An 11,997-nucleotide genomic window follows, 5' to 3' on the forward strand; every position below is an offset into this window, starting at 1 on the left:
CTCAGCGGGGGGCTTTTAATTCTCCATGACCGGCAGAGTTTACCAGTCTTCGCGGACCACGACGCGGGTCTTGACCGGCAGCTTCATCGCGGCCAGGCGCAGGGCCTCGCGTGCGATTTCATCGCTGACGCCGTCGATCTCGAACATCACGCGGCCAGGCTTAACCTTGGCTGCCCAGTAGTCCACGGAGCCTTTACCTTTACCCATACGGACTTCGGTCGGCTTCGAGGTCACCGGAGTGTCCGGGAAGATACGGATCCAGACACGGCCCTGACGCTTCATGTGGCGGGTCATGGCACGGCGGGCAGCTTCGATCTGGCGTGCAGTCACACGCTCAGGCTGGGTCGCCTTCAGGCCATAGGTGCCGAAGTTCAGGTCGGAACCGCCTTTTGCCAGGCCGTGGATCCGGCCCTTGTGCATTTTGCGGAATTTAGTGCGCTTTGGCTGAAGCATCTCAAATCCTCCTTAGCGACGGCCGCCACCAGCACCACGGGGTGCAGGGCCGTCCTGGATTTCTTGTGCTTTACGGTCACGCGCCGAAGGATCGTGCTCCATGATCTCGCCTTTGAAGATCCAGACCTTGATCCCGATGATCCCGTAGGGGGTCATCGCTTCGGAGTGTGCGTAATCGATGTCGGCACGCAGGGTGTGCAGCGGCACGCGGCCCTCACGGTACCATTCGGTACGCGCGATTTCCGCACCGCCCAGACGGCCAGCGACGTTCACCCGGATACCCAGGGCGCCCATGCGCATGGCGTTCTGCACGGCCCGTTTCATGGCACGGCGGAAGGACACACGGCGCTCCAGCTGCTGGGCGATGGACTCGCCGACCAGCTGAGCGTCCAGTTCCGGCTTGCGCACTTCAACGATGTTGAGGTGCAGCTCGGAGTCGGTCATCTTGGCGATTTTCTTGCGCAGGACTTCGATGTCCGCGCCTTTCTTGCCGATGATGACGCCCGGACGGGCGGTGTGAATGGTCACGCGGCATTTCTTGTGCGGGCGTTCGATGATGACGCGCGCAATGCCAGCCTGCTTGCATTCTTCCTTGATGAACTCGCGGATTTTCAGGTCCTCGAGCAGCAGATCACCGTAGTCTTTGGTGTCGGCGTACCAGCGGCTGTCCCAGGTGCGGTTGACCTGAAGGCGCATGCCGATCGGATTGACTTTCTGACCCATTAGGCTTGCTCCTCAACTTGACGCACCTTGATGGTGATCTCCGCGAACGGCTTCAGGATTTTGCCGAACCGGCCACGGGCACGCGGACGGCCGCGCTTCATGGTCAGGTTCTTGCCAACCCATGCCTCGGCGACGATCAGTTCATCGACGTCCAGGTTGTGGTTGTTTTCAGCATTCGCGATGGCGGACTGAAGGCATTTCTTCACGTCCTGCGCGATCCGCTTGTTGGAGAAAGTCAGGTCGGTCAGGGCCTTCTCGACTTTCTTGCCGCGGATCATCTGCGCCACCAGGTTCAGTTTCTGCGGGGAGGTACGGAGCATGCGCAGTTTTGCCATTGCTTCGTTGTCTGCCACGCGGCGGGGGTTCTTTTCCTTGCCCATGACTTACTTCCGCTTCGCTTTTTTGTCTGCGGCGTGGCCATAATAGGTGCGGGTCGGCGAGTATTCACCGAACTTCTGACCGATCATGTCTTCCGAGACGTTGACGGGGATATGCTTCTGGCCGTTGTACACACCAAAGGTCAGGCCGACGAACTGCGGCAGGATGGTGGAACGGCGCGACCAGATCTTGATCACTTCATTGCGGCCCGATTCACGCGCTGCTTCGGCCTTCTTCAGGACGTAAGCATCAACGAAGGGGCCCTTCCATACGGAACGTGCCATGGATTAGCGGCCTTTCTTCTTGGCGTGGCGCGAGCGGACGATGAGCTTCTGCGACGCCTTGTTTTTGTTGCGGGTCCGTTTGCCCTTGGTCGGTTTGCCCCAGGGGGTCACCGGGTGGCGGCCACCGGAGGTCCGGCCTTCACCACCGCCGTGGGGGTGGTCGATCGGGTTCATGACGACACCACGCACGGAAGGACGCTTGCCCTTGTGGCGCATACGGCCGGCTTTACCGAAGTTCTGGTTCGAGTTGTCCGGGTTCGACACGGCACCGACGGTGGCCATGCATTCCTGACGGACCAGGCGCAGTTCGCCCGAGGACAGGCGGATCTGAGCGTAACCGCCGTCACGGCCAACGAACTGAGCATAGGTACCGGCTGCACGGGCGATCTGGCCGCCTTTGCCGGGCTTCATTTCGATGTTGTGAACGATGGTACCGATCGGCATGCCCGAGAACGGCATTGCGTTGCCCGGCTTGATGTCGGCTTTTGCAGACGCGACAACCTTGTCGCCAACAGCCAGACGCTGCGGCGCCAGGATGTAGGCTTGCTCGCCGTCTTCGTATTTGATCAGCGCGATGAATGCGGTCCGGTTCGGGTCGTATTCGATCCGCTCAACGGTGGCCGCAACATCAAATTTGTTCCGTTTGAAGTCAACGATCCGGTAGAGGCGCTTTGCGCCGCCGCCACGGCGGCGTGCAGTGATCCGTCCGGTGTTGTTCCGGCCGCCCGATTTGGTCAGGCCCTCAGTGAGGGATTTGACCGGACGCCCTTTCCAAAGCTCCGAACGGTCGATCAGAACCAGCCCACGCTGGCCCGGCGTCGTCGGTTTATACGACTTGAGTGCCATGCTTTCTGTCTTCCGTTTAGCGTGCCAGGCCTTAGGTTCTTGTCTTTGGCCCAGCTATGTTGAAGGCCCCCGTAGGTGCCTGAGTTATAGGGCCCCGAAGGTCCCCGAGTTCGTGTGTCCTGACAAACATAACGACCCCGGAAACGAATCCGGGGCCTTCAGGATGGATGGCGTTTAGCAGAGTCGCCGGAAGGTGGCAATGACAGACTTCCGGCTTTTCGCGGTTTGGCCGCAGTGCGGCCTGGGACCTGTGCCAGCCAATGTAACTGCTATGCCTGTCCGGTACCACAGCACAACGCGGCCCTGCACCGCCGCCGCCCGGTGCCAAGCAGCCGCGAAGCCTGCCAGCCCCCTTGCCTACCCGGCTTGAAGCGGTCTGTGTTCAGCCTGCCATTCACGGGCCCATGCCAGGAACCTTGTGCTGTTCATCGGGCGCCCGAAGGCATAGCCCTGCAGGATGGCAGCGCCAAGCCCGGACAGGACTTCCGCCTCACCGGCGGTTTCGACACCTTCCACCACCGCCGCGGCGCCAGCACTGGCGGCCATTTCGATCAGTCCCCGCATCAGGTCGCGGCGGGCCGGCTTCTTGTCGATCCCGGTGGTGAACATGCGGTCGATCTTGAGCCTGTCCGGCTTCAGCGCCAGCACGCCCGCGATACTGGCGTGGCCGGTGCCGAAGTCATCAATCTCGATACCGATGCCCATTGCCTTGATCGCGTCGATCTGCTTGGCGTAATCGTCATTCACATGGTCCAGGAAGACAGTCTCCAGAAGCTCAAACGCCAGTCCGCTGGGCGGGATGTCAGTCCGCTGCCGCAGCTCTTCGATCAGACCCGGATGCCCCAGCCGCTCTGCTGAGACATTCACCGAGATGCTGGGCAGGGCAATCCCCTGGCGCGCAAACTCCCAATAGGCCGACAGGGCAATGTCCAGAACCCGCCGGTCCAGGTCCGCCAGCATGTTCACCTCCTTGGCGATCGGCACAAAGACGTCCGGGCCGACAATGCCGCGGCGGGGATGGTGCCAGCGTGCCAGCGCCTCGCATCCCGCCAGCGCCCCTGTTTCACCGTCAATCTGGGGCTGGAAGGTGACTTCAATCTCGTTTCTCTCGAACGCCTGCTTGAAATCACGGATCAGGTCCATCTTCTCGTCATGAGCGGAACCGATGGAGTCGGAATAGGCATTCACGCAGGAGCGCCCGTCCGCCTTGGAGGCATAAAGCGCCAGATCGGCGCGGCGCAGTGCTGACTGCAGGGGTTCTTCCGGCGCGCAAAGCGCAAACCCGATGGAGGCGCCGACCTGAAGGCCGGCATCCTTGTAAGTGACCGGCTGAAGCAGCGCGAACAACAGATCAGAACAGAATTCACAGGCCTCTGCCTCGCTGCCGGAAAACTCCATCAGCACGGCGAACTCGTCGCCGCCGATACGGAAGGCAAAATCCCGTCCGTTCTTGATATGGGATGAAATCCGCTTGGCAGCATGTTCGAGAACCAGATCTCCGGCCTCGTGGCCATAGGTGTCGTTGATTTCCTTGAACCGGTCCAGATCCAGTGCAACGACCAGCGTGCCGGATTGCTGCCCTGCCGCAGGCGCCGCCGCGATTTCCTCAAGGTGCTTGCGGTTGCCAAGCCCGGTGAGCTTGTCGTGCCGTGCTGACCAAGCGCTCTCCTCCTGGGCTTCGCGCATGGCTTCAAACGCTTCCTCCGCCAGCTCCCGGCTCATCCGCTCCTTGCGGATCGAGTCCACGCGCAGGCTGATCTCATCCTCCACCCGGTCGAGTACCCGGTTGTAGCGGAACGCCAGCGCGCCCAGCTCCGACGACCGTTCAACGCGCACGCGGCTGCTGAAGGATCCGGACCGCTGGTGCCGCTTCATTTCTTCAAGCAGTTCCAGCAATGCATTTCGCTGGTTGTTTTCCGCGAGGTTCAGCCCCCGCACCTCGTCCCTGGGGCGCGCCCGCAGCAGCCCCACCGCCTTGAGGAAAATTGCCAGCGGTACCGTGCAGCAAATAACCCAGGCGGCAACGGCAGCAGCGCCCATCGCCTGCACCCCCAGCTGGCCCAGCCTGCTGCCTGCCGGCAACAGGTCCAGCGGGACCGTGAACGCCACTGTCAATGTCCCCACCAGCCCCGCGGCCAGATGCACCGGAACCGCGCCCACCACGTCATCGATCTTCAGTGCATCGAGAATGTCCCGGGCAACGATCACAGTGACCGATCCCGCGATCCCGATCACAAAGGCCATCGGCCCCGTCACCAGATGAATCCCGGCAGTGCCCGCCACCAGCCCGCCCAGAAAGCCGTTGACCAGAATCTCGGCCCGGACACAGCGGAACAGCCCGAGGCCGATGGCAATACTGGCGATGCCCGCCCCGGCGGCCGACAGCATGGTGCGGGCAATCACTGGCCCGACATCCGCGCTGAAGGCAAGGGCAGATCCGCCGTTGAAGGCGCCCCAGCCGACCCACAGCAGCAGCCCGCCCAGGGTCACAAGGGAAATGGAGTTCTCCTCGAAGAACCGTTTTTTCGGGCCGTAGCGGCCCAGCCGCGGCCCCAAGAAGACCACAGCCACCAGCGCGGTCCAGCCGCCGACGCTGTGCACCACCGTCGCGCCGGCAAAATCGATAAAGCCGGCCTGCCGCAGCCAGCCCGCCTCATTCCAGACCCAATGGCCCGCAACCGGGTAGATGAAAGCCCCCAGCATGACCGACATGACCATGTAGCCGAGGAACCTTTCGCGCTCGGCCACGGCGCCGGACACAATTGTGGCTGCGGTGGAGGCAAAAGCCATCTGAAACAGGAAAACCGCGGCCGAATGGCCGGCGGAATTGTCGAGCCGCGGCCAAAAACCGCCGGCACCGAACAGCCCGCCGAAACTGGGACCAAACATCAGACCGAAACCGGTCAGCCAGAAGGCTGTGCTGACGACACAGACATCCGACAGGTTCTTGAGGGCAACATTGGCAGCATTCTTGGCCCGTACAGTACCGGATTCCAGGCAAAGGAACCCGGATTGCAAAACAAGCACCAGCAGCGCAGAGAGCAGGATCCAGATGGCATCAGCTTCAGACATTCAACAACCCTCATAAGGAGCGAAAACTCATCATGTACGCCACCTTAGGTTGTGATTGTCAAAATTTCCTTTCCACTCCCTGATCGTTGCCTGTACGCGGCCGGACTTTTGCCAGCTCAGCCGGGGCCATCTCTGCTGCCCGGCCATCAAGGCAACGCACAAGGTCCTGCGTCCTCCTTCACAGCGGATGTGACAGCCTGGCAACCCCTGGCGCATTTACCGGATCAGCCATGGCTTGCCCTGCTTCCAGCGCCGGGACGCGTTTCAGGGCAGGCGTCAGGACAGGAACGCCGACGCGGCATGCCGTTCGAGCAGCTCCTGGACCAGAGGGTTCGGGAACCGGCGGCGGAGCGTGACCGCATAGAAGGTTTCCTGAATCCGGGGATGCTCGCTGGCTTCCCTGAGCCTGCCGGAGTTCAACTCGTCCGTCACAACAATGGGCGCAACGAGAGCCAGCCCGATATCTTCCCGCGCCAGAAGCCGCATCATGGCCATGTCATCCACCTCGGCGGCGATTTGCGGGCGGACCGACAACCGGCTGGCCAGGGCATCAAAAGCCGTACGCACGCTGCTGCCGGCGGTGGGCAGGATGAAGGGCTGCTCAAGGAGAAGTTCCCTCAGAGGGCGGTCCGGCTCCAGCCGCGCAGGGCTGCCGACAATGCTGACGTCCTGCTCGCCGATCTTGTGCGTCTCATAGGGGGTCAGGCTGTCATCAGGCGGCGGCCGGTTCATCAGAACCAGGTCAACGTTGAGCGTCCCCAGGCCTTCGAGCAATTCCGCCGGGCTGCCTGAGCGCAGGACAACCTCAACATCGCTGCGGGACAGGATCGGCCTCAGAAACCCGATCTGAAAATTGCGGGACAGGGTTGCGAGCGCGCCGACGCGCAGGGCTTTCCGGCTTTGGACCGTCCCCGACAGAGTGGCGACAAGCTCCTGCCCGGCCGAGAAAATCGCATCCGCGTGGCCCAGCGCGATACGCCCGGCCTCAGTCAGATGAAGCTGCCGTCCGCGGCGTTCGAACAGGTCGTGGCCCAGGCGTTCCTCCAATTGCTTGATCTGAACCGATAGCGCCGACTGCGACAGGTTCAGCCGCTGCGCCGTGCGGGTCAGGTTGCCGTCGTGCGCAACTGCCCAGAAGTACCGGAGGTGATGATAGTTCAATGGCATTCATTCCATTTATTAGAACGAATTCTCCAAAACAATGAATTTTTACAAAGTGAAGCTCTGTCTTATGCATTTCCAAATGTCTCTGACTGAGAAAACTGAAGGGTTCCGATCATGACCTATCTTCTTTTACCCCTCCTTAGCCCGCTGGCCCTGCTGGCGGCGGCTTTCTATGCGTTGCGCCATCCCGGCAAACGCCCGGGGCGGGTGCCTGAGCTGGCCGAGGCCGCTGCCTTTACCGCCTTTGCCTTCGCGGCGGCGGCTGCCGCGCTGCTGATTTTGAATGGCTCCGGCACTTCGGTATTGATCGGGCTTTTCGGGGCCGGGCTATCGGTACGGCTGGACGCGGTGAGCGCGGTGATGCTGGTTCTGGTCAGCTTCATCGGCTGGATCGTTCTGCGCTTTTCCAAGACCTACCTGGACGGCGAAGACCGGCAGGGCGCCTTCACGGGATGGGTGAGCACCGCACTGGCCGCCGTACTGCTGCTGGTGATGTCCGGCAACCTTGTTCAGCTCATTGCGGCTTGGACATTGACCAGCCTGGCGCTGAACCAGCTGCTTCTGTTCTACCCCGAACGCGCGACAGCCCGGCGGGCCGCCCGCAAGAAGGCCGTTGTGGCACGGCTGAGCGAGGGCGCCCTGGCCGGTGCAGGTGTTCTGCTGATCGCCGCAACCGGTACGACGGACATCGAAACGATCCTGTCCGCGGCCGGAGCAGGCTGGCTGACGGCTGCAGCCGCCCTGCTGATCGCCGCGGCGGCGGTGCTGGCCTCGGCGCAGTTCCCGCTGCACGGCTGGCTGACCGAGGTGATGGAAGCGCCCACTCCTGTGTCCGCCCTGCTGCATGCAGGTGTGATCAACGCGGGCGGGTTCCTGCTGGTCCGCTTTGCCGACGTGATGCTGCTGGCGCCGGGTGTGATGGCGCTGCTGGTCATGCTCGGCGGGTTCACGGCGCTGTTCGGAGGCCTGGTGATGCTGACTCAGCCTGCAGTCAAGACATCGCTGGCCTGGTCGACCATCGCGCAGATGGCCTTCATGATCATGCAATGCGGCCTGGCACTGTTCCCGCTTGCCCTGCTGCACATCGTGGCGCACTCGCTTTATAAGGCACATGCTTTCCTCAGCTCTGGCGAAGCGGTGCGCAATGTCGCCGCGATCCGCCGTCCCGGTCCGGTAGCGGTGCCAAGCGCGCGCAACGTGCTGCAGGCGTTTGCCATCGCAATCGTGATCTACTGCGGCGTGGGTGCGGTTCTAGGATTCGACGGCAAGTCGGTCCAGGCCATTGCCCTGGGTGTGATCCTGATCTTCGGTGTCGCCTATCTGCTGGCGCAGGGCTTTGCCGATGCGGCACCGCGGGCACTGATGCAACGGACCGCAGCCTATGCCCTGGCAGCCTCGGTCAGCTACTTTGCTCTGCAGGTCATTGCCCAGCATCTGACCGCCGGCAGCCTGCCGCCACCCCCCAACCCCGGCCCGCTGGAATGGGCGCTCATCCTCCTTGCCCTCGCAAGTTTCGGCCTGGTGGCCGTGGCGCAAGCAACCTTCCCGCTCTGGGCCTCTCACCCGGCGGCCGCCGGGCTGCGCGTCCACCTGACCAACGGGCTCTACGCCAATGCGATCTTCGACAAGCTGCTGGACGGATGGTCCAAGCGCGCTGCTGCCTGAAAGGAAACACACTGATGTTTGCGAAACTCGAGTCCTACCCCGCCGCCCTGCTGGAACTTGTTGCCGAAGCCAACACTGCTGCAAAAGCGATCCCGCCGCTCTTCCCGCTTTCTGCCAATGTTGCGGTGAACCCGTTCCTTGGCCAGACGGGCGAGCCTCTGGCCGTCACTGCAGCGCGCCTTGAGCGCGCAGGAGGCGCCCGGATTACACCGCCGCGCGCGTATTGGCGGCAGAAGCTGGAGGCAGGCAGCATTACCGAAGCCGACCTGCAGGACGCTCTGGCTGCGGTCGAAGGCCGCTTCAATGCGCCAAACCTGCAAGACATCAAAGCCGCCCTGGCCAATGAGACCGCTGAACCCAAAGCCCTTCCCACTGTGGCCGAACTGGCAGCAGAGGTTTCGGGCATCGACTGGCCCGGACTGGTCGAAGGCCGCATCAGCATATGGGCCGCCAGTCATTTCGATCAGGGGCAAGCCCTGTGGCAGCAGGACGGAACCGGCGGCGCTTTCAGTGCCTGGCGGGACTTTGCCGCGCGTGATCTGACGCCTGAAATCCATGGCCTGACAGGTTTCTGCGCCTTCGTGACGGACACCAACCGGTCGCATTGGCGTGCCATCGGCCGGGCGTCGGAAACCCTCGGCGTGACCTCCAGCGCCGCGGCAACTGCATTCCACCGCTGGCTGATGACGCTGGGCGGCTGGGCCCAGTACAGCCGCTATCTCCTGTGGCAGGCGGAACTGGAGGGCAAGCAGGACAGTACGGTGACGGAGCTTCTGGCCATCCGCATGGTCTTTGATGAAGCCCTGTTCGAATTGTACAAAGAACAGATCTCTGCGCATTGGGCAGAGGTTGTTGCAGCCCATCAGGCCCCGATTACCCCGTCGCCGGATCAGGTCATCGACGTCGTTCTGCAGGACGCCGCAGAACGGGCCGGTCAACGCGCCCTGGAGGCCAGGTTGCTGCAGGGTAAACCGCAGGAAACTGAAGGGCGCCCGGAGGTGCAGGCAGCCTTCTGCATCGACGTGCGGTCCGAAGTTTTCCGCCGCGCCCTGGAAGCGCAAAGCAACAGCATCCAAACCATCGGTTTTGCGGGTTTCTTCGGCCTTGCTAGCGCCCATAAGGCAGCAGGCTCGGATGTAAACGAAATGCGCAACCCGGTGCTGCTGCAGCCCGGCCTGGCCTCTAAGGCAGGCGAACCCGAGCAAGCCGACCTCAACCGCCGTTACTCGGCACGGGCCAAACGCGCCTGGGGCCGGTTCAAGCTCGCCGCTGTTTCGTCCTTTGCCTTTGTGGAGGCTGCAGGCCCGATCTATGTGGGCAAGCTGCTCCGGGATGCACTGGGCCTGACCAGCCACCCGGCCGCCGATCCCGCACCGGTGCTGGGCCCGGCAATCGATCTGACGGCCCGCGTGGGCATGGCCAAGTCGGTGCTGTCGGCCATGTCGCTGACGGAGAATTTCGCGCGGATCGTGCTGCTGGCAGGCCACGGCGCCCGGGTGACCAACAATCCGCACGAAAGCGCGCTGCATTGCGGTGCCTGCGGCGGTTACGCCGGCGATGTGAATGCCCGCCTGCTGGCCGGTCTTCTGAACGATCCCCGGGTGCAGGCCGGCTTGAGGGACAAGGGGATTTGCATCCCGTCCGATACGGTCTTCGTGCCGGCCCTGCACCATACCACAACCGATGAGCTGGTCTTGTTTGAGCAGGACCTGCCGGAAGAGAAGCCGGAGCAAGACCTGAAGCAGCTGAAGAAATGGCTCGCCGCAGCAGGCAGCTTGGCGCGTGCCGAACGCGCATTGCGCCTGCCGCGCGCGGACCGCGCCGCTGAGATCGCCCGCCGGGCACGGGATTGGGCTGAGACACGCCCGGAATGGGGTCTGGCCGGGTGCCGCGCCTTTGTCGCAGCGCCGCGCCACCGTACCGGCGGCGCAGACCTTGCCGGCCAGGCTTTCCTGCACAATTACGACTGGCAGCGGGACGAAGGGTTCGGAGTGCTTGAACTGATCATGACGGCCCCGGTGGTTGTCGCAAGCTGGATCAGCCTCCAGTACTACGGCTCTACCGTGGCACCGTCCCTGTTTGGCGGCGGCAACAAGCTGCTTCACAACGTCGTTGGCGGCATCGGCGTCCTCGAAGGCAACACCGGTGCGCCGCGCCCGGGGCTGCCATGGCAATCCGTCCACGACGGCACAAGCCTGCAGCACGATCCGCTGCGCCTGACCGTGGTCATCGAAGCCCCGCGCGAAGCAATGTCGGAAATCCTGAAACGACACCCCGGAGTACGCGAGCTGTTTGACAACGGCTGGCTGCACCTGATCGCAATGGACGGCGAAGGTAATATGGCCTGGCGCTACCGCCCCGGCCTGAAATGGGTACGCTTCAACGAGCGCTCCGAGCTCCCGCGCGCGATGGCTGCGGAGTGACCCGCCGTTCCCGGACTTGGAAAGACGGCAAACGGGCGGCACTGGTCTGGACATTGCGGCAAAGGAAGCAGCGGAGGCTGAAAATTCAAGCTGGACCAGGCCGCCCCGGCAACAGAAGCCGAAGAGCTCGCAAGTGACATTAACGCGATCCTCTATGAGCTCGCGTTTATTAGTTCGCTCTGTTCATGGGCCGGTCCTCTACCGGCCGTTGGTGATACTCCCACAGACAGGCTGGGCTCACTTCTAGCGCTTACGAAAGACATAGCCGCCCCATAGCAGCCGAATGGTATGGGCGGCTATGCAGCGCGTCAAACCAGCCGTTCGCCTCAGCGCAATTTCCCCAGCAGCCCGAAATCACACTATGCGGGACAAATCCGTATTTCGCCGCAGACGCGCGATCGATGCTGAAGTTGCGACGGCATCAGCGGGCCGGGCGACTTCTTCCGGCAGGAATCCGCTACTGGACTAAGCCGCCCCGGCTTCGCGAAGATGCACGCCCAGCAGGATCAGGCCTGGCCAAAGCATATAGGCTTCGATTTCAATATTCTCCCCGAAAGAGAGCAGCACCATTGTCATCAATATTCCCAGCGGCAGGCGGCCCCGCATGTGTTTTGCTGCATCCGCCATGACAAAGCCGATGTGCCAAACCAGCGGAATGAGCAGTGCGGCAAAACCGGCAGCACCTTTGACGAACAGCAGCCCGTACCAGGTGTGATGGCTGCCGATTGGCATGTATTCAAGGCTCTGACTCAGTTTTGGTGCAACTTCGGCCTCCCTCAGATCAGAGCGCTTGAACGAGCCGCGCTTTGAGCAGGTCGATGTTCGCCCTTCCATACATCTGGCGTTTGAGCGTCTTGAGGCGGTTAATCTGCCCTTCAGTCTGCCCGTTCGACCATGGTTCCCGAAGCGCCGCGGCGACGGCTGCCTGATCGCGCCGCAGCCCGCGGGCAAAGGCACCGAGCAGCCCGTCTTCCGCTTCATTCAGCCAT

10 protein-coding genes and 1 pseudogene are annotated in these 11,997 nt (G+C 62.7%); 2 read left to right on the top strand and 9 right to left on the bottom strand.

Annotation, left to right across the window (positions count from 1 at the left end; translation table 11 throughout):
• Positions 1-39: 39 nt before the first annotated feature.
• The 7 genes from rplP to A9D60_RS14080 form a co-directional block, all read right to left on the bottom strand.
• Positions 40-453: a 50S ribosomal protein L16 gene (gene rplP, locus A9D60_RS14050; RefSeq protein ID WP_019297988.1), complete on the bottom strand. Its 414-nt coding sequence runs from the start codon at positions 451-453 to the stop codon at positions 40-42.
• Between the two features lie 12 nt (positions 454-465).
• A complete protein-coding gene (rpsC, locus tag A9D60_RS14055) occupies positions 466-1,176 on the bottom strand; it encodes a 30S ribosomal protein S3 (protein ID WP_019297987.1) in 711 nt (236 codons plus the stop codon).
• Positions 1,176-1,556, bottom strand: coding sequence for a 50S ribosomal protein L22 (gene rplV / locus A9D60_RS14060; RefSeq protein ID WP_008557868.1), 381 nt, complete (start codon positions 1,554-1,556; stop codon positions 1,176-1,178). Before rplV ends, rpsC begins: the two co-directional genes overlap by 1 nt.
• Before the next feature lie 3 nt (positions 1,557-1,559).
• Entirely contained in the window at positions 1,560-1,838 is a 279-nt protein-coding gene (gene rpsS, locus A9D60_RS14065) for a 30S ribosomal protein S19 (protein ID WP_008554066.1), read from the bottom strand.
• Between the two features lie 3 nt (positions 1,839-1,841).
• Positions 1,842-2,684, bottom strand: coding sequence for a 50S ribosomal protein L2 (gene rplB / locus A9D60_RS14070; protein ID WP_019297986.1), 843 nt, complete (start codon positions 2,682-2,684; stop codon positions 1,842-1,844).
• A gap of 357 nt (positions 2,685-3,041) precedes the next feature.
• Positions 3,042-5,756 (bottom strand): EAL domain-containing protein, encoded by a 2,715-nt coding sequence (locus A9D60_RS14075; protein ID WP_065268175.1) that lies wholly within the window; start codon positions 5,754-5,756, stop codon positions 3,042-3,044.
• A gap of 276 nt (positions 5,757-6,032) precedes the next feature.
• Positions 6,033-6,923: a LysR family transcriptional regulator gene (locus tag A9D60_RS14080; RefSeq protein WP_065268176.1), complete on the bottom strand. Its 891-nt coding sequence runs from the start codon at positions 6,921-6,923 to the stop codon at positions 6,033-6,035.
• 111 nt (positions 6,924-7,034) lie between these two features.
• On the opposite strand from A9D60_RS14080, the gene A9D60_RS14085 reads away from it, so the two are divergent.
• Both A9D60_RS14085 and A9D60_RS14090 read left to right on the top strand, forming a co-directional pair.
• Positions 7,035-8,585, top strand: coding sequence for a proton-conducting transporter transmembrane domain-containing protein (locus tag A9D60_RS14085; RefSeq protein ID WP_065268177.1), 1,551 nt, complete (start codon positions 7,035-7,037; stop codon positions 8,583-8,585).
• Positions 8,586-8,599: 14 nt separating this feature from the next.
• Positions 8,600-11,008, top strand: coding sequence for a YbcC family protein (locus tag A9D60_RS14090; protein ID WP_065268178.1), 2,409 nt, complete (start codon positions 8,600-8,602; stop codon positions 11,006-11,008).
• A gap of 465 nt (positions 11,009-11,473) precedes the next feature.
• Here the strand turns inward: A9D60_RS14090 and A9D60_RS14095 are convergent.
• Both A9D60_RS14095 and A9D60_RS26120 read right to left on the bottom strand, forming a co-directional pair.
• Positions 11,474-11,749, bottom strand: a pseudogene (locus tag A9D60_RS14095) (O-antigen ligase domain-containing protein); the annotation flags it as partial.
• Between the two features lie 40 nt (positions 11,750-11,789).
• Positions 11,790-11,997, bottom strand: a 208-nt coding sequence (locus tag A9D60_RS26120) for a transposase (protein WP_141117925.1), incomplete at its 5' end; no start/stop codon positions are given.

Origin of the sequence: Leisingera sp. JC1 (genome assembly GCF_001679925.1) — a bacterium.
In the GTDB taxonomy this organism is placed as follows: Bacteria; Pseudomonadota; Alphaproteobacteria; order Rhodobacterales; family Rhodobacteraceae; genus Leisingera.